Below are 22,711 nucleotides of genomic sequence, written 5' to 3'. Positions count from 1 at the left end.
CACCGCTTCGGCAATGGTGCTGCGGCGGTATGTAGGAGAAATGAGACATATGTTTCAAATATACAAAAAAGAAATCGACTGGTGCGGCAAGAAACTGACCCTTGAAACCGGGCGTATTGCCCGCCAGGCCGATGGCGCCATTCTGGCCACCATGGGTGAAACCACTGTTCTGTGTACGGCTGTGGCTGCCGCCACGGCAAAGCCTGGTCAGGATTTCTTTCCACTGACCGTCAATTATCAGGAAAAAACATTCGCCGCGGGCAAGATCCCCGGTGGATTTTTCAAGCGTGAAGGTCGTCCGAGCGAAAACGAAACGCTGGTTTCCCGGCTGATCGACCGGCCTATCCGTCCGCTTTTCCCGAAATCCTTCAAATGCGAAACCCAGGTGATCTGCACGGTGCTGTCGCATGACATGCAGAATGATCCCGGCATCGTTGCCTTGGTTGGTGCATCAGCCGCGCTGACCATTTCCGGTATTCCTTTCTTTGGTCCGATCGGGGCGGCGCGCGTCGGCATGATCGACGGTGCTTATGTGCTGAACCCGACTTTTGAGGAAATGAAGGAAAGCACCCTTGATCTGGTTGTTGCCGGCACACGCGAAGGCGTGCTGATGGTGGAATCCGAAGCCCAGGAACTGACTGAAGCCGACATGCTTGGTGCTGTCAATTACGGTCATGAGCAAATGCAGGCTGTCATCAACGGCATTATCGAACTGGCCGAGGTTGCCGCCAAGGACCCGCGGCCCCTGCCCGAAGAACCAGCTGAAGCCGAGACCATCAGCAAGACACTTGCCGGGTTCAGCGCTGATCTTGAAAAAGCCTACAGCATCGCTGACAAGACCAGCCGTCAGGCGGCGGTTGCTGAAGTCAAGACAGCGGCCATGGCAGAACTTGATGAAGAGACGGATCCGGTGCTTGCCGGCGGTCTTTTCAAGTCCCTTGAAGCTGATATCGTTCGCGGTGCGATTCTGAAGACAGGTACCCGCATCGATGGGCGCGATACCAAAACCGTGCGGCCGATTGTGGCCGAAGTCGGCGTGCTGCCCCGCACCCATGGCTCAGCCCTTTTCACCCGCGGCGAAACCCAGGCACTTGTTGTCGCTACTCTCGGTACGGGTCAGGATGAGCAGATTATCGATGCGCTTGAGGGCGAATATCGCAACCCGTTCATGCTGCATTACAACTTCCCGCCCTATTCGGTGGGGGAAGCCGGACGTGTCGGTTCACCCGGGCGCCGGGAAATCGGCCATGGCAAACTGGCCTGGAGGGCAATCAACCCGATCCGTCCGTCCAAGGAAGAATTCCCCTACACGGTTCGGGTGGTTTCTGAAATCACCGAGTCCAACGGCTCATCTTCAATGGCAACCGTCTGCGGAACGTCTCTTGCGATGATGGATGCCGGGGTACCGCTGGCACGGCCTGTTGCCGGTATTGCCATGGGTCTGATCAAGGAAGGCGATGATTTCGCCGTTCTTTCCGATATTCTTGGCGATGAAGATCATCTCGGGGATATGGATTTCAAGGTGGCCGGAACAGCGGAGGGGATCACGTCCCTGCAGATGGATATCAAGATCACGTCCATCACCCGTGAAATCATGGATCAGGCGCTGGAGCAGGCCAAACACGGCCGCATCCACATCCTTGGTGAGATGGAAAAGGCGCTTTCCACGGCACGCGAAGTGCTGGCGGATACCGCCCCGAAGATCACCACCATGACGGTTCCGGTGGACAAGATCCGCGACATCATCGGCCCGGGCGGCAAGATCATTCGTGAAATTTGCGAGACCACCGGGGCAAAGATTGATATCGAGGATGACGGCACCGTCAAGATCGCGGCATCCGACACAGCTTCCGGCGAAGCTGCCTATAAGCGGATCCATGATATTATCGCTGAGCCTGAACTTCACCACATCTATACCGGCAAGGTCGTCAAGACCGTCGATTTTGGTGCGTTCGTGAATTTCATGGGTGCACGCGACGGGCTGGTCCATATTTCCGAGTTGCAGGAAGGCCGGACCGAAAAGACCACCGATATCGTCAAGGAAGGCGATGAGGTCAAGGTCAAGGTGATCGGCTTTGACGATCGTGGCAAGATCAAGCTTTCCATGAAGCGTGTTGATCAGGAGACCGGCGCTGACCTTGAGGCCTGAGCCCGGCTATCAGCTCGATTATCGATAACATGACAAGAAAAACGGGGTCCTTGAGGCCCCGTTTTTTGTTCTATTCGTCCCTCGGCACGCCGATATGGTGATAGCCGCCATCAACGTAGTGGATTTCCCCGGTCACTCCGGATGAAAGAGGCGAGACAAGATAGACACCGGCGCGGCCAACCTCATCCATATCCGGGTTGCGGCCAAGCGGGGCGTGATGCTCGGCATGACGGAAGACGTGGCGGGCCCCGCCGATGGCAGCCCCGGCCAGTGTCTTGACCGGCCCTGCCGACAGCGCGTTGACACGGATATTTTCGCCGCCAAGATCCACGGCAAGATATCGTACCGATGCTTCAAGGGCGGCTTTGGCCACGCCCATGACATTGTAATTCGGGGTGATGCGCTGGGCGCCGAGATAGGTCAGCGTCACCAGTGCCCCGCCATTTTTCATCATCGGACGCACGGCCTTGGCAATCTCCGTGAAGGAAAAGGCGGATATCAGCATCGAGGAAATAAAGGCCTCACGCTCAACCTCCATATACGCGCCCTGAAGCGCGGCCTTGTCAGCAAAAGCCAGCGCATGGACGACAAAATCAATCTCGCTCCAGTGTTCCTTCAGCGTGTCAATGGCCGCCGCCGCGGCCCCGTCTTCGGCTACATCGCAGATGATTGTCCGGTTGCTGCCGACACTTTCCGCCAGCGGAAGCACGCGTTTTGCCAGCGTCTCGTTCTGATAGGTGAAGGCAAGTTCCGCGCCTTGAGCGGCGGCGGCTTTGGCAATTCCCCAGGCGATGGACCGGTCGTTGGCCACGCCCATGATAAGGCCTTTCTTTCCGGCAAGAATCCCGCTCATTCCGCCACCTTCATCAGGGCAAGAGTTGCGTTGGTGCCCCCGAAGCCGAACGAGTTGCTCAGCGCGAGGGTGATATCCTTATCCATGCTTTTGGAAGGGATGGGGATATCGCCAATACCCGGATCAGGATTGTCGATATTGGCGCTGCCTGCAATGAAGCCCTCCTGCATCATCAGCAGGGTATAGATCGCCTCCTGCACCCCGGTCGCGCCGAGGGAGTGGCCGGTCAGGGATTTGGTTGAGGCAACATGCGGCAGATATCCGCGCTTGCCGAACACTTCCCGGACAGCTTCAAGCTCCTTTATATCGCCAACCGGAGTCGAGGTTCCGTGGGCGTTGATGTAATCCACCGGTGCATCAAGGCCATTGCCATTGAAACCGGCCAGCGCCAGTTCCATGCAACGCACCGCGCCCTCCCCGGAAGGGGCGACCATGTCATGACCATCCGAATTGGCGCCATAGCCGACGATTTCAGCGTAGATCTTGGCACCTCGGGCCTTGGCACGCTCCATATCTTCAAGCACCACCATGCCGCCGCCGCCGGCAATCACGAACCCGTCGCGATTGGCATCATAGGGCCGGGAGGCTTTTTCCGGTGTGTCATTATATTGCGAGGACATGGCCCCCATGGCATCAAAGAGGACGGAAAGAGTCCAGTGCAATTCTTCGCCGCCCCCGGCAAAGACAATATCCTGCTGGCCAAAGCGGATGGCATCCGCGCCGCTCGAAATACAATGCGCGCTGGTTGAACAGGCCGATGAAATGGAAAAATTCATCCCCTTGATTTCAAAGAAAGTGGCGATGCAGGCGGATACGGTTGATGACATGCAGCGTGGCACCATGTATGGGCCAACCCGTTTCGGGCCCTTTTCCCGCGTTGTATCAAAGGCGGTGAGCATATTGGCGGTGGACGGGCCGCCGGAGCCGGCGATCAGCCCTGTCCTCGGGTTTGAGACTTCCGCCGGGGTGAGGCCGGAATCGGCAATCGCCTGTTCCATGGCGATCACGGCATAGGCCGCGCCCTCCCCCATGAAGCGAAGCCTCTTGCGATCAACATGGTCCGCCACATCCATCTTGACGGTGCCATGGACCTGGGAGCGGAAACCCAGTTCGGCGTAATCCGGGGCAAAGACAATCCCTGATTTGCCCGTACGCAGTGATGCTGTGACTTCAGCTGCGGAATTGCCGATAGATGACGTGATCCCTATTCCGGTAATGGCGACGCGTCGCATGTTTGCCTCCCTCTGAAATGGGTAGATATGATTGACCCCAAAGATTGTTCAGGCGTCGTCCTTGAAAAGGCCTACCCTGATGTCTGTTGCCTCGAAGACGGTTTCACCATCGCAAAGCACCGAGCCATCGGCAATGCCCATGATCAGTTTGCGCATGATCAGCCGCTTGATATCAATCTTGAACGTAACCAGCGAGGCTGAAGGCTGGACCTGGCCGGTGAATTTAACCCCGCCGACCGAAAGGGCACGGCCACGCCCTGTGCCGCCAGCCCAGCCAAGATAAAACCCGACCAGTTGCCAAAGACCATCCATGCCAAGGCATCCCGGCATGACCGGATCGCCGATGAAGTGACAGTCAAAAAACCATTTATCGGGGGTGATATCGAATTCGGCAATAATCTCGCCCTTGCCGTCGCTGCCGCCGGTATCGTTGATGGTGGTGATACGATCCATCATCAGCATCGGCGGCATCGGCAATTGCGGATTTCCCGGGCCGAACATCTCCCCTTTGGCGCAGGAAATCAGATCATCGTAACTGTAGCTGTTCTTTTTTGTGAAACCTGTCATGTATCTGTCCGATTACTGTTTCATCTGACCATAGCAGACTGACAAGGAATTGCTATTACTTTGCACGGCCAGCAATGGCTTGCGGCTTTACAACGTGGTTACTTCAACGTATATTTATAAATATATGGAATAGAGATATTGCATGAACATACAGTTTTACACCGATCTGCTTCGTGCGCATAATTTGAGGCCAACACGACAGCGTGTGGTTCTTTCCGAACTTCTTTTTGACAACGGGCATCGCCATGTGACGGCGGAACAGCTCAGGTGTGAAGTGGCGGCAAAGGGAGAAAACATGTCTCTTGCCACTATCTACAACACCCTCAATCAGTTTGCTGAAGTCGGCCTCTTGCGGGATATCAAACTGGATGACGGCGTCACCTATTTTGACAGCAACCGTGATCATCACCATCATTTCTTTGATCCGGAAGCCAATACCCTCATCGATATTCCCGGCGATGCAATCTCGTTCAAGAAAATCCCCGGTGCTCCTGTCGGCCAGCAGATTGAGCGGGTCGACGTGATCATCCGCCTCAAATAGACTTTTCCATTTGCCGAAAGGCAGTAATCACTCCTGACCGTAAATAAAACGAGGCAGCGATGAAGTCGCTGCCCCGCATCAGATACTGCTGATCGGATCGATCCACCTGGTCATGGACCCGGCATGGCTAATCTGTCAGGCCTCCTCATGGCGGATAAAATTTGCCAGATACATTGTCCTGCCATCAAAAAGCGGGGTCAGCGCCGTACCATCGGTGACAAAGAGCTGCTGCTTTTCAATGCGGTAGGCCAGACGGTAGCCTTTTTCAGCCATCCGCCGCCGATGGAATTCCAGCGCCGCCTGATAATAGCTGGGGGCGATGATCGTCACCCGGTCTGCGGCCGCATCAGTTTCACCCTGCATCATCAGGCATGGTGATTTCGTTATCTGGTCCTGATCTGATATGTTCATCATGTTTCTCCGTTGAGATATTGCCCGGTCGGAAGCTATTCAGCCGCGGGCCTGTTTTTGGTTGCATTGACAAACTGTGCATCTTCGGTGCTGTCCTTCAGTGCCGTGGTGGACGAGGTCCCGCCCTTTACCGCAACGGAAATCGCATCAAACCATCCGGCCCCGACTTCACGCTGGTGACGATGGGCTGTGTAGCCGCGATCTTCGGCATCAAATTCGGCATTCTGCAGTTCGGCATAGGCCGCCATGCCGCGATCACGATATCCATCTGCGAGATCGTACATGCTGTAATTGAGCGAATGGAAACCGGCCAGTGTAATGAACTGGAACTTATACCCCATCCGGCCAATTTCCTTCTGGAAGCGGGCGATATCCTCAGGGTTCAGGTTGGCCGACCAGTTAAAGGACGGGCTGCAGTTATAGGCCAGCATCTGATCTGGAAATTCCGCGCGGATGGCCGCGGCAAAAGCTTCTGCCTGATCAAGATCAGGCGTCGAGGTCTCCATCCAGAGGAGGTCAGCATAAGGTACAAAGGCCAGCCCCCGCGCAACGCATCGATCAAACGCACCTTCATCATTGAGAACGTAAAACCCTTCACTTGTCCGTTCTGAGCTGATGAAGGGCTTGTCCCGCGGGTCGATATCAGAGGTGATGAGGCGGGCGCTTTCCGCATCGGTCCGGGCCATGATGATCGTGGACACGGCTGAAATATCCGCTGCCAGCCGGGCGGCATTAAGATTGGTTACAGCCTGCTGGACGGGGATAAGCACCTTGCCGCCCATATGCCCGCATTTCTTTTCGCTGGCCAGCTGATCTTCAAAATGCACGCCCGCGGCCCCGGCTTCGATATAGGCGCGGGTGAGTTCAAAGGCGTTCAGCGCACCGCCGAACCCGGCTTCGCAATCCGCAACGATAGGGGCAAACCAGTTCCGTGAAGGCTGGCCGTCTTCCAGTGTTTCAATCTGGTCAGCCCGGGCCAGCGCCTTGTTGATCCGGCGCGCCAGATCAGGGCCGGAATTGGCCGGATAAATCGACTGATCAGGATACATGGAGCCGGCCGTGTTGCTGTCGGCGGCAACCTGCCAGCCGGAAAGATAAATCGCTTTCAGCCCGGCACGAACCTGCTGCATGGCCTGATTGGCGGTCATGGCCCCGAGGGTATGAACATAATCCTCCTCGCAAAGAAGCTTCCAGAGCTTGTCCGCACCAAGTCGCGCCAGGCTATGTTCCGGGGTGACGGAGCCGGAAAGCTTCACCACGTCTTCGAGTGTATAATCGCGGGTGACGCCCGCGAATCGGCCCTTGATTGCGCGCGTGTGGATTTCAAATTCCTGTGTCATGATCGGGTCTCCTTACTCTATGCAGGCGGCAGGCCTGCCATTGGCGATACCCGATCTATAGGTCATAAAACGAGGGAACGCATGAAAATTTGTGTAACAAAATAAATTGTAAATATTTACATGTTTCTTGTCCCCGAAAATGTCACATCACGAGAGAGGGGGATGGAATTTTTAGGAAGATGGCTGGGCGGGACCTGCTCAAGAATGGATCCGTACTGCGGGAAGACAGGGCCTGTCTCGGCGCATGCGTAAATTTGGATGTTCTTTGGCCAGATGAGGTTTAATCAAGAATTTCGTTTTCAAGCACGCCCCAGATGGATGTGCGCGAGATCCATCCTTTGACATCCCTAGACGCTACCTTGCACCAGTTTGGCTGGCACTGTTCTATTTCCAGCAACACGCCCCGCTCGGCGACGGCCATTACCTGAGCGCTGTCTTCGGCACTGGCATGGATCTTTGCGGTTGTGTCCTCGACCAGCGCAATCCTTTTGATGGAGAGGGTGCCGACATGCATCCAGCCGGTAGCCCCTTCGTGATCGGTAACTTTGCGCCAGGTGTCAAATTCGGCGATCACCTTGAGCGGCAATCCGCGCCGCTTGTATTCCCAAAGAATGGGATATTCCCTGCCGGGCCCAGACCTCATGTTGACCTTGTTGGACTTGAGGGTGACGAAACGTGGAATCTCAAGATTGGAGCCACGAACGGAAATCCGGTTTTCCTGCGCAAAAGACAGGGAAAACGGCACCATCAAGATCAGGAGCAAAAGGAACGGCCGATACATCATCATGAGAGAAATCTAGCATAGAACGGATCCATAAGCCTAGTCTTGGTGAAACATCGGGCGCATGCGTCTCACATGGAAAAAGAGGGCAGGGAAAGGGCGCATGGTTTCAGTGGACATTTTCGCATGGTGGTGGTAGCCGTATCACTCAATGCAGAAAAATTCGGGTTCCTGATAAACAGTCAAGAGAGCGGTGCAATCATGGCAACCAAACCTCATGTAATTCTGACGCGGAAACTTCCCGACTCGGTAGAGACACGGATGCGGGAGTTGTTCAGCGCCGAGCTTAACAGCAGCGACACGCCATTCAGCCGCGAGCAGCTGAAAGAAGCGGTTGGACGGGCGGATGTGCTGGTGCCAACGGTTACCGATCGGATAGATCAGGAGATCATCAAGGCCGCCGGGCCGGGGCTCAAACTGATTGCTTCATTCGGCACGGGCGTTGACCATATTGATCTGAAGGCAGCGCGGGAAGCTGGCATTACGGTGACCAATACGCCGGGCGTCCTGACCGAAGATACCGCCGATGTGGCGCTTGCGCTGATACTTTCGGTGCCGAGGCGGATTGCCGAAGGCAACGCAATCCTCAGGGAAGGAAACTGGACAGGCTGGGCGCCCACCGGCATGCTCGGCCACCGGATCAACGGCAAAAGACTCGGGATTATCGGGATGGGCCGGATTGGCCAGGCCATTGCACGCCGGGCACGTGGCTTCGGCATGTCGATCCATTATCACAATCGCCGCCCGGTTCATGCTGAGATAGAGCAGGAACTTGAGGCAACGCATTGGGAGGATCTGGGCCAGATGCTCGCACGGATGGATATCATTTCCGTCAACTGCCCGCATACCGAATCCACCCATCATCTGCTCAATCGGGAAAAGCTCGAACTGATGCAGCCACATGCCTATCTGGTGAATACATCGCGTGGCGAGGTGATCGATGAGGCGGCGCTGGCGGAGTTGCTGAAGGTGCGCCGCATCGCCGGGGCCGGCCTTGATGTGTATGAAAATGAACCTCATATCCACCCGACGCTGCTTGAGTTGAAGAACGTCGTGCTGCTGCCGCATATCGGCTCAGCCACCATAGAGGGACGGCTCAGCATGGGGGAGAAGGTCATCATCAATGTCCAGACCTTTATCGATGGCCATACCCCGCCGGACCGGGTCATTGAAGTGATGATCTAGTCGCGGCTATCGGCCGCTGCAGACCGGGCAGTCCGATCTCGGGCGAACCCGTATCGGCATGAAGGATTGCTCACGGGCATCATAGAGCATCAACCGGCCCACCAGCCCCTCCCCAAGGGGAGTCGCAGGCAGGAGGCACTGTTTCAGCACTTCCATGGCCATAAGCGTGCCTATCACTCCGGTGACGGGGCCAAAAATGCCAGCTTCACTGCATCTCGGGGCAAGGTCATGGCCCGCGGTTTCCGGAAAGATACAGCGGAAACAGGGCGATTCAGGATCACGGCCGCTGGCGAAAGTGGTGATCTGCCCCTCCATGCGAACCGCACCGCCGAACACCACGGGCAGGCCCATCTCATGGGCGGCGGCATTGACAAGATAGCGCGTATCCGGCGTGTCGCTGCAATCTGCAATCACCTCAACACCTGAAAGAAGGTCGGCGGCCGTATCAGCTGAAAACCGCGCGACGACAGGCTCAACCACACATCCGGGGTTGAGCTGCGCAACGGCAGCGGCAGCGGATTGAGCTTTAGGCGTAGCAATGCGGGCGGTGCTGTGCACCACCTGACGGTTGAGATTGGTCAGTTCCACCTCGTCGTCATCCACGATCCTCAGCCGGCCGATGCCAGCGGCGGCAAGATACTGGATGAGAGGCGCGCCCAGCCCGCCTGCCCCGATGACAAGCACGGTCGCGGTAAGCAGCCTTTCCTGATTTTCCTCCCCGAATTCCGGCAGAATAACCTGGCGGGCGTAACGGGTGAGCTGGTCATCATCAAGCATGGGTCTCTCTGTCCGGGATCTGATTTTTACTGGCCGGTTGAACCGAAGCCGCCTTCGCCGCGTCCGGTTTCATCCAGCAGATCAACCAAGTCTAGCGAGGCCTGAAGACATGGCGCAAGCACCATCTGGGCGATACGCATGCCGCGTTCAATGACAACGGTTTCATTGCCGAGATTGATCAGCAGCACCTTGATCTCTCCCCGGTAATCGCTGTCGATGGTCCCGGGGGCGTTGACGATGGTAAGCCCGTAGCGGAAAGCCAGGCCGGATCTGGGCCGGATCTGGGCTTCATATCCACGGGGGATGGCAACGGCGAGGCCGGTTGGTATCGCCGCCCGCTCAAATGGGGCAAGAGAAAGAGGCTGAGAGATGGCTGCCATCAGGTCCATCCCTGCCGCCCCTTCGGTTTCGTAGCGCGGCAGATCAAGCCCCTCACCATGGGGAAGACGCTGAACGGGAAGGGAAAGGTCAGCCATGGGCGAACTCCTCGATGATGGCTTCGGTCAGTTGTGCTGCGACATCGGATTTGCTCATCCGCGGCCAGTGGGTTGAGCCTTCGGCGGTAATGAAATGAATTTCGTTTTCATCGGCACCGAAGACAGGGGCCGCGCCGACATCATTGGCCAGAATCCAGTCACAGCCCTTGCGAGCACGTTTGGCGGTGGCGTAATCCACCACCTGATCGGTTTCAGCCGCAAACCCGATAACAAGCCGTGGCCTCGATGCATGCTGGCTGATCGTGGCGAGAATATCCGGGTTCTCCCTGAAGGTAAGGGTTGGCGGCTTGCCATCGACCTTTTTGATCTTATTGGCGCTAGCGCCGTCAACAGCCCAGTCCGCCACCGCGGCGGCACAGACCGCTATATCACAGGGCAACGCCGCCAGCGCTGCGGTGAGCATGTCTTCGGCGGTGGTGATGGCGACAGTCTGGACGCCGTAGGGTGGCGGCTCTGTAACCGGGCCGGTGACAAGCGTGACCCGGGCCCCCTCACGGGCCAGCGCCGCAGCGATCGCATGGCCCTGCTTGCCCGAAGAATGATTGGCAATGTACCGCACGCCGTCAATCGGCTCATGGGTGGGGCCAGAGGTGACAATCGCACGGCGACCTGCGAGGCGACCGCGCCCCGGCAGCATGTTTTCGGCCGCCTTTAGGATCACATCCGGCTCCGCAAGTCGCCCCGCGCCTTCTTCTCCGCAAGCCATATCGCCACTGTCCGGGCCGCTGAAACGCATGCCGCGGGCACGGAGGATCGAGCAATTCGCCTGGGTTGCCGGGTTGGCCCACATGAACGGGTTCATCGCCGGTGCCAGCAAGATCGGTGCGCCGGTGGCCAATACGGCGGTGGTTGCCAGGTCATCGGCCATGCCATGGGCAATCCGGCTCAGAAAATGGGCGGTGGCGGGTGCAACAATGACGACATCGGCATCCCGGGCAAGCCGGATATGCCCCATCTCCGCCTCATCGGTGAGAGAGAAGAGATCGGTATAGGTTTTCTCGCCCGAAAGCGCGCTGACGGAAAGCGGCGTGATGAACTCAGCGCCTCCACGGGTAAGAATACATCGGACCTGCCAGTTGCGGTCTCGCATACGGCGGATGAGTTCAAGTGCCTTATAGGCGGCGATGCCGCCGCTGATGATCAGCAGGATCGAAGGTTGCGAAGGCATTTGCCCGGATGAAATATTGCCTAGAGGAGAATTGCCCGCCCCCCGGGTTTCCGGCAGCGTATCGGTCATATTCAGGGTTTCGGGGTCAACATGGATCCCCTTGGCCTTGAGCGCCTGCCAGATCTTGACCCGGGCGTATTCGGGAAAACTGCCCCGGACCCGGTAATTGCTGACCGCGCTGGGCCCGACCCCAAGCAGGATCTGCACCTGCGAGGCGCCGCCAAGGGCATCAATAATGCGGTCAATATCCATGGCCGTCCGGAATCCTCTGGCAATCCGCCATTTACAGTTCTCTTAAAATAATATTCACAATTTGTGAAATTAATTTACAACATTATTCATAAAATGTGAAATAATATCACAATTCCTGCAATGATCCCGATCCAGCCCCATGGAACCGATGAATTCGATGGCGGGCGTGCATCAGGCGCTTCAGGCAGGGTTGCGGCAAATTGATCAAGTGCCTTTTCCGCCTTATCAAGGAGGTCGGGCAGCCGCAGGCCAAGCAACAGCGCCTTGTCGGCAATTTCGCTCAACTGACTGGTGAGGCTTTGCTGGTTGCGGGCCCAGTCTTCGGCCAGATCGCGGGCCAGCGGCCACATATTCGCATCCGGATTGAGCTGCCGCCCCACCCCTTCGGCCATGACCATGGTTTTCTGAAGGAGGGTGAACTGCGGCTGGACGGAGATATCAAACCGGCGCGCCAGCCCGAAAATCTGGCCGAGTACCGTGCCGAGCGACACCTCACCCATGGGTTTGTCCATCACCGGCTCGGTGACGGCGCGCACCGCCTGGGCAAAGCCTTCGCGCGAGACAGCGGGGCTGATCATCCCGGCCTCGGCATGCAGGCTTGCCACGGTGGAATAGTTCCGATCCAGCATGGCGTTGAGAAGCCGGGCAAGGAAAAGCCGGTCTGTCAGGCTCAAATCTCCCATGATCCCGAAATCAATGGGAACAAGCACGCCATCATCACGAATGAAAATATTGCCCGGGTGCATATCAGCGTGAAAATATCCATCACGGAAAACCTGAACAAAAAAGCAACGTGCGGCGGCCCGGGTGATCGCATCGATATCATGTCCCGCCGCGATCAGTGCTTCGCGGTCATCAATGCGTGTGCCTTCGATCCGCTCCATTACAAGCATCCGCTCGGTCGTCAGTTTCCATTCGATCCAGGGGATATGGATACCCTCATCCGCATGATGGTTATCCGCAAGTTTGCCGGCGGCTGCCCCTTCGAGCCGCAAATCAAGTTCAACATCGGATAAATAGGCAAACTGATCGACGGCGTGAACCAGTTTAAGACGCCGGGTGGCAGGGGCAAGAGTCTCCACAAGCCGGGCCATGGCGCGGAAAAAGCGGATATCCTTTTCAACCCGGCGCCGGATACCCGGCCGCAGGATTTTGACGGCCACATCCCGCCCGTCGGCTAAAGTCGCAAAATGCACCTGGGCGATGGAAGCCGCCGCCACCGGCATATCATCGAAATCATTGAACACATCGCTCAGCGGCTGGCCAAGTTCCTGCTCAATGGTTTTTCGTGCCAGAAGAGAGGAAAAGGGCGGCAATCGATCCTGCAGGGTGGCAAGGTCGGCGGCGGTGTCCGCCCCGATCAGGTCAGCGCGGGTCGAGAGCGCCTGGCCAAATTTGATAAACCCCGGGCCAAGCCGTGAAAGGGCGCTGGCAAGGGCGATCCCCGGGCGATCCTTGCGTCCCCAGCTGAAGACGCCATCAAGACTGCGAAAAAGACCACCAAGCCAGCCCGGCAGCATCCCGGTACGGACCAGATGGCCGAGAATCCCCCCCCGCGCCAGCACCAGAAGAACAACAGGAAGGCGGAAGATGATCATCATAGGTCAAGTTTCCAGCCGCAGTGAATGGCGGCAATTCCCCCGGTGAGGTCGCGGCATTTGACCCGGGAGAAACCGGCGGCGGCGAACATGGCGGACACTTCTTCCTGCGGGGGAAAACGGCGGATGGATTCAACCAGATACCGGTAGCTTTCGGAATCATTGGCGATCAGCTGACCCATGCCGGGCAAAAACCTTGACCAGAGATCATAAAGAGAGGAAAGCGGGCGTGACCTCACCCGGGAAAATTCAAGACAGAAGAATCGCCCACCGGGCTTGAGGATACGGAATGCCTCACCAACCGCCGCGTCACGATCCGTCACATTTCGGAGGCCAAACGCAATCGTGACAACATCAGCTGTAGCATCAGCAAGCGGGATCGCCTGGGCATCGCCGGCAACCCAGGAAAGATGATCAAAACGCGCAAGATCGGGACGCTTGCGGCCGGCGGCCATCATTTCGGTATTGATATCGACAATGGTCGCGGCGCCACCACCAGCCTTGAGGAAGCGGGCGGAGATATCGCCAGTACCGCCAGCAAGGTCAACAAGGTGCTGGTCTGCGCGGGGCGCAATATGCCGGATGAGAATATCTTTCCATCGGCGATGGATGCCGAGACTCATGACATCATTCATCACATCATAAGAAGAGGCAACACTGTCAAAAACAGCCCGGACACGGCCCGCCTTTTCGCTTGCGGGAATAATCTCATCCCCGAAATCAATCGGATCATCAGCGGTAAGGACAGGTCTGGATTTTTTGCTCATAGAGGTCTTATATCAGGGGCGAAGGAAAGGGGAAAGCATCATGCCCGAATTACCGGAGGTCGAAACCGTATGCCAGGCTCTTGCCGATGCCGCAAGTGGGCAGGAAATCACGTCTGTCTGGACATCGGGCAAGGTGATGCGATGGCCAATCCCTGCTGATCTTGAGCAAAAGATCAACGGCGGGACGATCACGGGTATCCGGCGACGCGGCAAATACATCCTGATGGATATCGTGAACCACGGCAGGATGCCGGTGACGATGCTGATCCATCTCGGCATGTCGGGATCGGTCCGAATCACCCCGCTCTTGAGCTCCGATAAAGGAGATGCCGGGGGCGAGAAGGCGCATGATCATCTTGTCCTGATCACCCGGGGAAAAGCATCAGGCCCAACCCGGCATCATATCGTGCTCAATGACCCGCGCCGTTTTGGCGGTATCGCGATCTGCCGGGCGGGAGATGAGGGCAAACACCCTCTGTTGCGGAATATGGGGATCGAACCCCTTGGCAACGCCATGAACGGGCCCTTTCTGCTCAAGGCAATGGCGGGGAAGAAAACCTCGATCAAGACGGCGCTTCTTGATCAGCGGATCATCGCCGGAATTGGCAATATCTATGCAAGTGAAGCGCTGTTCAGGGCAGGGATATCCCCACGCCGGCAGGCGAGAAATATCAGCGCTGTACGGGCTGAAAAACTGGCGCATGCCATTATCGACGTGCTCAAAGATGCCATCGCCGATGGAGGGACGTCCTTACGGGATCATGTTCAGCCCGGCGGAGAGATCGGGTATTTTGTCCAGCGTCTTGATGTCTATGGCAGAGAGGGTGAAGACTGCCACCGCTGCACGGGTTCAATACGGATGATCCGCCAAGCTGGACGTGCGAGTTTTTATTGCTCATCCTGCCAGAGGTAGAGTAGGTTTCAGATATGAAAACATTGCTTGCATGCCTGATGATCCTCATGGCGCTGACCACTCTGCCAGGTGAAGTCAGGGCGACTGATCTGCCACAGACAAAATGGGTCGGGGATCTTCCCATCTCGCCTGAGCTTGATGTCGAGCCAGGGCTTGGCTTTGCTTTTGAAAGCCCCACCGGGCGCATCGTCATGATTTATCTGAGCGGAACAATGACCGGAGGCGAAATCAGCGCATATTACGATCAGGCCCTGCCGCCTCTTGGATGGACACCGACAGGGGCAATGTCCTGGGCGCGTCAGGGTGAGAGGCTGCGGCTGGAAGAGGTGGCAACCGCAGCAGGTCGGCTCTGGAAAATCATGCTGCAACCCGAATGACGTAAAATCGCCTGAAGGCATCTCTGCCCAAAGGCCTTGACACATGCCCTCCATATAAGGCATAAGACCAACTAATTGACAGCCTGAGGGGCTGTCTTATCCGTTTCTAAACAACAGATGAGTCCGCCAGATGGCAAATCATAAGTCTGCGAAAAAGCGCATCCGCCGCAACGACGCGTTCAACCTGATCAACAGCAACAGGCGTAGCCGCATCCGTACCTTCATCAAAAAGGTCGAAGCCGCCATCAGTGCAGGTAATGCAGAAGAAGCCCGCGCTGCCCTCAAGGAAGCCCAGCCTGAAATGCATCGCGGTGTTACCCGCGGGGTGATGCACAAGAACACCGTTGCCCGCAAGCTTTCACGCCTTTCGGCACGTATCAAGGCCCTTGCCGCATAAACTTGCGCCGCGCCTGACCGGATACGCCCGCATCATCTGCGGGCGTTTTTTTTGCGAATCGGATCACGCCCGCCTACCCGCAATGTTAGAGGCCAGAGTTTGTGTGTCAGGCGAAGGTGGGCGATTCACATACTGAAAACATTTCGTTTTTCAGAATAAGGGCAATCAACATAGTGTTTGGGAGCTGCTCCGGCAGAAGGGAGGGAATGCCTGTCCTCATCCTGACCGGAAAATAATGATGAAATTTTTTCAGGAAAACGTGGAAATATCGGTCACTGGATGTGGAATTCGTGCTTGACATGAAAAAAAAAGGAAATGGACTGCATTTCAACCTTGAAATATTAAAGCGGGTCGGTGAAGTATGAAGTAACGCTACGGACTTAATATCTCGGTTCATGCCATGGCTCTGGTGGCATTCCTTGAACAGATTTCCATTATGCGTGGCCTGATAAGGGCTGATCATTTTGTCTTTCGCTTTGTTGCGGCATGGTCTCCATGACCGTTGATGCGTGAGTTTAGTTTTTAATCCAGCCAGGGAGATGGCATTGACAGATACATCACCAATCCATCCTCCCCGAGAAATTCCGACCAGCGACAAGAGATCCGAGGAATTGACCACAGCCGCCCTTCAGGATGCCTGGGGACGTGTTCAGCAACGGATGAAAAACAATCTGGGTGATACGGTATGGAAATCCTGGATCCGCAACCTGAAATTCATTGAAAAAACAGGCAGCAAAATCATCCTTGGTGCTGAAACAAAACTTGTTCGCACCCGTGTCTCAAGCCAGTTTGCGGATCGGCTGCGGGCGAATTTCAAGCTCGAATGGCCAGAGGTAGATCATGTCGAGATCGTATTGAGCCGCGGGGTTGCCAGCCTGCCGGAATCACCCCGCCGGGCCTCGGAGCAACCGGTGCGTGCCGAAGTTTCGGCAACGATGGACGGGTATGATGAATTTGGCGGCCGGCTTGATCCGCGCATGACGTTTGAAAATTTCATTGTCGGCAAATCCAATCAGCTTGCCTATGCCGCTGCCATGCGGACGGCGGAAAGCGAAAGCCCGGTCTTCAATCCGTTCTTCATCCATGGCGGGGTTGGCCTTGGCAAGACTCACCTGATGCATGCCATCGCCTGGGATATCAAGAAGCGTTTTTCACGGCGCCGGGTGGTGTATCTTTCCGCCGAAGTCTTCATGCACCGGTTCATCAAGGCGTTGCGCCACAAGAACACCATGCAGTTCAAGGAGGAATTCCGCTCCGTGGATGTGCTGATGGTTGATGACGTGCAGTTCATCGGCGGCAAGGATTCAACCCAGGAAGAGTTTTTTCACACTTTCAACGCGCTTATCGACCAGAACAAGCAGATCATCATTTCCGCCGATAAATCGCCGACGGATCTTTCCGGCATGGAAGAACGCCTGCGCTCCCGGCTTAACTGGGGGATGGTGGCCGATATCCATCCGACCACCTTCGAGCTCAGAATGGGGATAATTCAGTCTAAAGCTGAAATGGAAGGGCTTCATCTGCCCGATAAGGTGATGGAGTTTCTCGCCCATAAGATCACGTCCAATGTCCGGGAGCTTGAAGGGGCGATCAATCGTCTTGCCGCCTATGGCATGCTCATCAACGCTCCCATCACCATCGACACGGTGCATGAAGTCCTCGCCGATGTGCTGCGGGCCAGCAACAGGCAGGTATCGGTTGGCGAAATTCAGCGTGAAGTAGCCCGCCATTACAATATCAGGCTTGATGAAATGCACTCCAAGCGGCGGTCCCGTAACATTGTACAGCCGCGCCAGGTTGCGATGTATCTATCGAAGACCCTGACCACCAGTTCCTATCCTGAAATCGGGCATCATTTTGGTGGCCGGGATCACACGACGGTGATGCACGCGGTTGGCAAGGTGGAAAAGATGCTGGCCGAAGACCCGGTCATGGCGGAAGATATGGCGATGTTGAAATCGCTTCTGAATGTGGGCGGTTAAGGGAGCATTTCGCCCCTTAAATTACACAATATTCTGGTTATTTAAGAACAAAATATGCTATATTTTGTGTATTGACCATGTGCTCGGGAAATCTGTTCTCCCATGATCCACCGCACAGCAATGAGGAAACCATGAAGCTGACCATTGACCGTACGGCCCTCCTGAAACCTCTCGGCCATGTCCAGAGTGTTGTCGAGCGGCGCAACACCATCCCTATTCTCTCCAATGTCGTATTGCGGGCGGAAAACAGCCAGCTGATGCTGACGGCGACCGATATGGATATGGATATCGTGGAAACGGTCGCAGCAGCGGTTGCCGAGCCCGGCGTGGTCACTACTCCGGCCCAGCTTCTCTATGATATCGTTCGCAAACTCCCCGATGGATCCGAGATCGATATCACCGCCACCGGAACAGGTCAGATCACGATCAGTGCGGGGCGTTCAAGTTTTGCCCTCCCCACGCTGCCGGTTGAGGATTTTCCGGCGCTTTCCGATCAGGCCATGTCCACCGAGTTTGTGCTGGCGGCCGCAGAGCTCAAGGCCTTGATCGAAAACACGCGCTTTGCCGTTTCGACCGAAGAAACCCGCTACTATCTCAACGGCATCTATCTGCATCACGCGGATGGTCATGTGCTACGGGCTGTTTCCACCGACGGGCATCGCCTGGCGCGGTCCCAGATGGACCTGCCGGCAGGGGCAGAGACCATGCCTTCGGTCATTATCCCGCGCAAGGCCGTGGGAGAGATGAGCAAACTCATCGATGAATTTGAAGGTGACGTGCGCATCGGGCTGACCGATACCAGGGCCCGGCTCAGTTTTGGCAGCATCCAGCTCAGCACCAAACTGATTGACGGCACCTTCCCGGATTATCAGCGCGTCATCCCGACGGAAAACGCCCATATCATGCAGGTGCCTGTTGCCGTTTTCAAAGAGGCGGTGGACCGGGTCTCGACGATCTCGGCGGAAAAATCACGCTCGGTGAAACTGGCGATCAGCTCATCCGTTCTGGTACTTTCGGCGTCAAGCCCGGATGCGGCCAGCGCGACGGAAACCCTCGAAGTCCAGTATCAGGGTGATGATATCGAGATCGGGTTTAACGCACGTTATCTGATGGATATCGCCAACCAGGTTGAAGGCGAGGTGATGGAATTCGCGCTATCCGATGCGTCGGCGCCGACCCTGATCCGGTCACCCGGAGATGATGCCAATCTCTTTGTGCTGATGCCTATGCGGGTTTGATGAGGGGAGATGGTCAATCCGTCCACGAGTTCTGTTTCATTTCTTCCGGCTGATCCTGGGCCAGCGGTCTGGTTGCGTGAAATTCACCTTGAATCGTTCCGTTCCTATGGCCGGCTGTCGCTGACCCTTGATCACGGGGCAGTGGTGCTGATTGGCCCTAACGGCGCGGGCAAGACCAATCTGCTTGAAGCCATATCGCTTCTGTCCCCGGGGCGGGGGCTTCGCCGCGCGCAGGCCATGCAACTGCCGCGATGGCAGGCAGGCGGGCAAGTGGAAGATCACTCCAGGTCCTGGTCTGTTTCTGCCCGGATTGAAACCCCGGATGGCCCGGTCAAGGCCGGGACCGGCGTGCTCCCTCGTGCCGAAGGTGAAAACCCGCGCCGGGTGGTTCGTATAGATGGCGAATACGCGTCCCAGATGGCGCTTGCGGAACGATTTGCCATTTCCTGGCTGACTCCGGATATGGATGCCGTCCTTGGTGCGGCGCCATCGGAGCGGCGGCGGTTTCTGGATCGGCTGGTCATTGCTTTTGATCCGGCCCATGCCGGCCGGTTGCAGCGATACGACAAAGCGGCCCGCCAGCGTAACCGCTTGCTTGAAGAAGGGGCGAAAGACAGTCACTGGTATGACGCGCTCGAAGCACAGATGGCGGAATCCGGGGTGGCGATCATCGCAGCCCGCCAGGCGCTGGTATCGGCGCTGGATGTGGAAGCAGCCCAGCCTTTGCCGTCGTTTCCATCGGCCCGGCTGAAACTGGAAGGCCTTGCGGAAAAATGGCTTGAGACAATGCCAGCCGTGGATGTGGAGGATATGATCCGGCGCAAAGCCAATGCGGCACGTCTCAGGGGGGAGCGCAGCCTTCCCGGTCCTTCGGGCAGCCTTTTGACGGTGACCCATTCCGGAACCGGCCAGACCGCGGAACTCTCTTCTACCGGGGAGCAGAAAGCACTGGTTATTTCGGTTGTTCTGGCCCATGCCCGGCTTCAGGCGAGGCGCCTCCAGCGACCGCCCCTGCTGCTGCTTGACGACATTGCCTCCCATCTTGATGCGGAGCGGCGGGCATCGCTTTATGATCTGACGTCAGAACTGGCAGGCCAGGTCTGGTTCAGCGGCACCGATCAGGACGCCTTTCAGCCAATGCCGGGGCGGGCGCAGTTTGTTTTCCTGGATAATCACGGGGCTACCCGCCCTGCCGCTCGGGATATGAGGAGTGTATCATGAATAACGACCAGCCAGATGATCCTGTTGATGTGACAGAAGCAGATCAATATGACGCGGATTCCATCAAGGTCCTTCGCGGTCTTGATGCGGTGCGCAAGCGTCCGGGGATGTATATCGGCGATACCGATGACGGCTCCGGGCTGCATCACATGATCTATGAGGTTGTTGATAATGCCATCGACGAAGCCCTGGCCGGACATTGCGATCTGGTTGAGGTCATTCTCAACGGCAACGGGTCGGTCACGGTCACGGATAATGGCCGCGGCATCCCTACCGATATCCATCCCGAAGAGGGTGTCTCGGCAGCGGAGGTGATCATGACCCAACTGCATGCGGGCGGCAAGTTCGACAATAATTCCTACAAGGTGTCGGGCGGTCTGCACGGGGTTGGAGTATCGGTGGTGAACGCACTTTCATCAAGCCTTGATCTGGTGATTTACCGGGGCGGCCAGAAACACGCCATCCGTTTTGAACATGGTGAGGCGGAAGGTCCGCTGACGGTTGTCGAACCATGTGGTGATAAGACAGGCACGGAAATCACCTTCATGCCGTCAACGGAAACATTTTCCAATATCGATTTCGATTACGCGACGCTGGAACATCGGCTGCGGGAGTTGGCTTTCCTCAACAGCGGGGTCAATATCCAGCTGACCGATGATCGCCAGGCCGAACAGAAAATCAGCAGATTCCATTATGAGGGCGGCCTCAAGGAATTTGTGAGCTGGCTTGACCGGTCTCGCACCGCCCTGCACGAGACGATTGCAAACTCCATCGAGAAGGATGATGTGGGCGTTGAACTGGCCATGGAATGGACCGACAGTTACCACGAAACAACGCTCTGCTTTACCAATAATATTCCCCAGCGTGACGGCGGCACGCATCTTGCCGGGTTCAGGGCGGCGATGACCCGGGTCATCAATGCCTATGCACAGGAAAGCGGTATTGCACGAAAGGAAAAGATCCAGCTTTCCGGTGACGATGCCCGCGAAGGCCTGACGGCGATCATTTCAGTCAAGGTTCCTGATCCGAAATTCTCCTCCCAGACAAAGGACAAGCTGGTTTCATCGGAAGTCCGGCCGATTGTCGACGCGGTGGTGGCGGATGCGCTGTCTCAGTGGCTTGAAGAGCACCCGGGCGAAGCGCGGAAAATCGTCTCCAAAGCCTATGAGGCGGCGGCGGCGCGCGAAGCGGCGCGCAAGGCGAGGGAATTGACCCGGCGCAAAGGGGTGATGGATATAGCAAGCCTGCCCGGCAAACTTGCCGATTGCCAGGAGAAGGATCCGGCGAAATCCGAATTGTTCCTCGTCGAGGGGGACTCGGCCGGTGGTTCTGCCAAACAAGGGCGAGACCGCGCCAATCAGGCAATTCTGCCCCTGCGTGGCAAGATCCTCAACGTCGAACGCGCCCGGGTGGACAAGATGCTGTCTTCGGCAGAGCTTGGTACCCTGATCACGGCAATTGGGGCCGGGGTGGGCAATGCCGATATGGACCCCGACAAGGCCAGGTATCACCGCATCATCATCATGACCGATGCCGATGTCGATGGCAGTCATATCCGGACATTGCTGCTGACCTTTTTCTTCCGCCACATGAAGCCCCTGATCGAACGCGGCTATCTTTATATCGCCCAGCCGCCGCTGTTCCGGGCCAAACGTGGCAGTTCGGAAGTCTATCTCAAGGACCAGCGCAATCTTGACCAGTATCTCCAGGAAGCCGGTCTCAAGGATTCGATCCTCATTCAGGCTGATGGCGGCCAGATCATTGGTGAGGATCTATTTCAGCTTGTTACCTCATCGGCCGCGGCTGGCCGCTGCATCGCATCGCTTGCGCGAACCGTGGGCAGCAGTATGGTGGTTGAACAGGCATCGATTGCCGGCCTGCTGACGCCTGAGGCGATCACCAATGCCGAGGCGGCGTCCTATCTCGCCCGCCGGCTTGAAGGATTGAGCGATCCGCTGGAACGTGGCTGGAGCGGCGCGCTGATCGACGATGCCTCCATGCCGGGCGGCAAGGTCATGGAAATCAGCCGCACCTTGCGTGGGGTAACCGAGCGCTACCTGCTTTCGCGGCGCTTGCTGGCAACCGAAGAAGCCCGCCGTCTCGATGAAATGGCGCCGATGCTGCAGGATTACTTTGCCCGGCCGCCGTCGTTGCGGGTCCAGGGTGGGGAAGCCACGGTCCATGGGCCGGTTGATCTGGTGGAAACGGTGTTTCAGGCTGGCCGCAAAGGGGCACAGGTCTCGCGCTATAAGGGCCTTGGGGAGATGAATCCCGAACAGCTCTGGGAGACCACGCTTGACCCCAATCAGCGGACGCTTCTTCAGGTCCAGATTGACCATGAGGAAGATGCCGAAGATGCCTTTTCCACGCTCATGGGGGAAGCGGTGGAAGAACGCAGGCAGTTCATTCAGGAAAACGCGCTCAAAGTTGCCAATCTTGACGTCTGAACACGCCAACCCGAAGGG

The 22,711-nt window shown here is 56.9% G+C and carries 21 protein-coding genes; 10 read left to right on the top strand and 11 right to left on the bottom strand.

Features of this window, described 5'->3' with window-relative positions:
* Nucleotides 1-49 precede the first annotated feature (49 nt).
* Nucleotides 50-2,149: a polyribonucleotide nucleotidyltransferase gene (gene pnp, locus AB8880_11630; protein ID XDZ65556.1), complete on the top strand. Its 2,100-nt coding sequence runs from the start codon at nt 50-52 to the stop codon at nt 2,147-2,149.
* A 70-nt stretch (nt 2,150-2,219) separates the two neighbouring features.
* On the opposite strand, the gene AB8880_11625 is transcribed toward pnp, so the two are convergent.
* From AB8880_11625 to fabA, 3 genes are read right to left on the bottom strand one after another with little or no spacing between them, the layout of a single operon-like run.
* Nucleotides 2,220-3,002 carry an enoyl-ACP reductase gene (locus tag AB8880_11625; protein ID XDZ65555.1) on the bottom strand — a complete coding sequence of 261 codons (783 nt, stop codon included), beginning with the start codon at nt 3,000-3,002 and terminating at the stop codon, nt 2,220-2,222.
* Nucleotides 2,999-4,234 (bottom strand): beta-ketoacyl-ACP synthase I, encoded by a 1,236-nt coding sequence (fabB, locus tag AB8880_11620; GenBank protein XDZ65554.1) that lies wholly within the window; start codon nt 4,232-4,234, stop codon nt 2,999-3,001. Before fabB ends, AB8880_11625 begins: the two co-directional genes overlap by 4 nt.
* 48 nt (nt 4,235-4,282) lie before the next feature.
* Nucleotides 4,283-4,801 (bottom strand): 3-hydroxyacyl-[acyl-carrier-protein] dehydratase FabA, encoded by a 519-nt coding sequence (gene fabA, locus AB8880_11615; GenBank protein ID XDZ65553.1) that lies wholly within the window; start codon nt 4,799-4,801, stop codon nt 4,283-4,285.
* Between the two features lie 142 nt (nt 4,802-4,943).
* Here fabA and irrA point away from each other — a divergent pair, with 142 nt between their 5' ends.
* Nucleotides 4,944-5,342 (top strand): iron response transcriptional regulator IrrA, encoded by a 399-nt coding sequence (gene irrA, locus AB8880_11610; protein ID XDZ65552.1) that lies wholly within the window; start codon nt 4,944-4,946, stop codon nt 5,340-5,342.
* 135 nt (nt 5,343-5,477) lie between these two features.
* On the opposite strand, the gene AB8880_11605 is transcribed toward irrA, so the two are convergent.
* The 3 genes from AB8880_11605 to AB8880_11595 form a co-directional block, all read right to left on the bottom strand.
* Nucleotides 5,478-5,756, bottom strand: coding sequence for a hypothetical protein (locus tag AB8880_11605; GenBank protein XDZ65551.1), 279 nt, complete (start codon nt 5,754-5,756; stop codon nt 5,478-5,480).
* Between the two features lie 32 nt (nt 5,757-5,788).
* The gene (gene aceA, locus AB8880_11600; protein ID XDZ65550.1) at nt 5,789-7,093 is read right to left on the bottom strand and encodes an isocitrate lyase; all 1,305 of its coding nucleotides are present in this window, start codon (nt 7,091-7,093) and stop codon (nt 5,789-5,791) included.
* A gap of 280 nt (nt 7,094-7,373) precedes the next feature.
* The gene (locus AB8880_11595) at nt 7,374-7,880 is read right to left on the bottom strand and encodes an SH3 domain-containing protein (protein ID XDZ65549.1); all 507 of its coding nucleotides are present in this window, start codon (nt 7,878-7,880) and stop codon (nt 7,374-7,376) included.
* Nucleotides 7,881-8,075: 195 nt separating this feature from the next.
* On the opposite strand from AB8880_11595, the gene AB8880_11590 reads away from it, so the two are divergent.
* On the top strand, nt 8,076-9,059 hold the full coding sequence (locus AB8880_11590; protein XDZ65548.1) for a 2-hydroxyacid dehydrogenase: 984 nt from the start codon (nt 8,076-8,078) through the stop codon (nt 9,057-9,059).
* A gap of 6 nt (nt 9,060-9,065) precedes the next feature.
* On the opposite strand, the gene AB8880_11585 is transcribed toward AB8880_11590, so the two are convergent.
* The 5 genes from AB8880_11585 to AB8880_11565 form a co-directional block, all read right to left on the bottom strand.
* Nucleotides 9,066-9,836, bottom strand: a complete 771-nt coding sequence (locus AB8880_11585) for a ThiF family adenylyltransferase (GenBank protein XDZ65547.1) — start codon at nt 9,834-9,836, stop codon at nt 9,066-9,068.
* Between the two features lie 26 nt (nt 9,837-9,862).
* On the bottom strand, nt 9,863-10,312 hold the full coding sequence (gene dut, locus AB8880_11580) for a dUTP diphosphatase (GenBank protein ID XDZ65546.1): 450 nt from the start codon (nt 10,310-10,312) through the stop codon (nt 9,863-9,865).
* Nucleotides 10,305-11,501: a bifunctional phosphopantothenoylcysteine decarboxylase/phosphopantothenate--cysteine ligase CoaBC gene (gene coaBC / locus AB8880_11575; protein XDZ67066.1), complete on the bottom strand. Its 1,197-nt coding sequence runs from the start codon at nt 11,499-11,501 to the stop codon at nt 10,305-10,307. Before coaBC ends, dut begins: the two co-directional genes overlap by 8 nt.
* A gap of 338 nt (nt 11,502-11,839) precedes the next feature.
* Nucleotides 11,840-13,354 carry a 2-polyprenylphenol 6-hydroxylase gene (gene ubiB, locus AB8880_11570; protein ID XDZ65545.1) on the bottom strand — a complete coding sequence of 505 codons (1,515 nt, stop codon included), beginning with the start codon at nt 13,352-13,354 and terminating at the stop codon, nt 11,840-11,842.
* The gene (locus AB8880_11565) at nt 13,351-14,118 is read right to left on the bottom strand and encodes a class I SAM-dependent methyltransferase (GenBank protein ID XDZ65544.1); all 768 of its coding nucleotides are present in this window, start codon (nt 14,116-14,118) and stop codon (nt 13,351-13,353) included. The genes ubiB and AB8880_11565 overlap by 4 nt, the downstream gene beginning before the upstream one ends.
* A gap of 40 nt (nt 14,119-14,158) precedes the next feature.
* On the opposite strand from AB8880_11565, the gene mutM reads away from it, so the two are divergent.
* The 7 genes from mutM to gyrB all read left to right on the top strand — a co-directional run bounded on the left by mutM (nt 14,159) and on the right by gyrB (nt 22,693).
* Entirely contained in the window at nt 14,159-15,031 is an 873-nt protein-coding gene (mutM, locus tag AB8880_11560) for a bifunctional DNA-formamidopyrimidine glycosylase/DNA-(apurinic or apyrimidinic site) lyase (protein XDZ65543.1), read from the top strand.
* 14 nt (nt 15,032-15,045) lie between these two features.
* Nucleotides 15,046-15,408, top strand: coding sequence for a hypothetical protein (locus AB8880_11555; protein ID XDZ65542.1), 363 nt, complete (start codon nt 15,046-15,048; stop codon nt 15,406-15,408).
* A 130-nt stretch (nt 15,409-15,538) separates the two neighbouring features.
* Nucleotides 15,539-15,805 (top strand): 30S ribosomal protein S20, encoded by a 267-nt coding sequence (rpsT, locus tag AB8880_11550; GenBank protein XDZ65541.1) that lies wholly within the window; start codon nt 15,539-15,541, stop codon nt 15,803-15,805.
* A 545-nt stretch (nt 15,806-16,350) separates the two neighbouring features.
* Nucleotides 16,351-17,787 carry a chromosomal replication initiator protein DnaA gene (gene dnaA / locus AB8880_11545; GenBank protein XDZ65540.1) on the top strand — a complete coding sequence of 479 codons (1,437 nt, stop codon included), beginning with the start codon at nt 16,351-16,353 and terminating at the stop codon, nt 17,785-17,787.
* 131 nt (nt 17,788-17,918) lie between these two features.
* Complete coding sequence (dnaN, locus tag AB8880_11540) at nt 17,919-19,025, top strand: DNA polymerase III subunit beta (GenBank protein XDZ65539.1); 1,107 nt, start codon at nt 17,919-17,921, stop codon at nt 19,023-19,025.
* A 9-nt stretch (nt 19,026-19,034) separates the two neighbouring features.
* A complete protein-coding gene (gene recF / locus AB8880_11535) occupies nt 19,035-20,246 on the top strand; it encodes a DNA replication/repair protein RecF (GenBank protein XDZ65538.1) in 1,212 nt (403 codons plus the stop codon).
* Nucleotides 20,243-22,693 (top strand): DNA topoisomerase (ATP-hydrolyzing) subunit B, encoded by a 2,451-nt coding sequence (gene gyrB / locus AB8880_11530; protein XDZ65537.1) that lies wholly within the window; start codon nt 20,243-20,245, stop codon nt 22,691-22,693. Before recF ends, gyrB begins: the two co-directional genes overlap by 4 nt.
* The last annotated feature ends 18 nt before the right edge of the window (nt 22,694-22,711 follow it).

The organism is Alphaproteobacteria bacterium LSUCC0684 (assembly GCA_041228335.1).
Classification (GTDB): domain Bacteria; phylum Pseudomonadota; class Alphaproteobacteria; order Puniceispirillales; family UBA1172.
The sequence above is the reverse complement of the archived record's forward strand: the minus strand, read 5'-3'. Positions and strand labels throughout refer to the sequence as shown.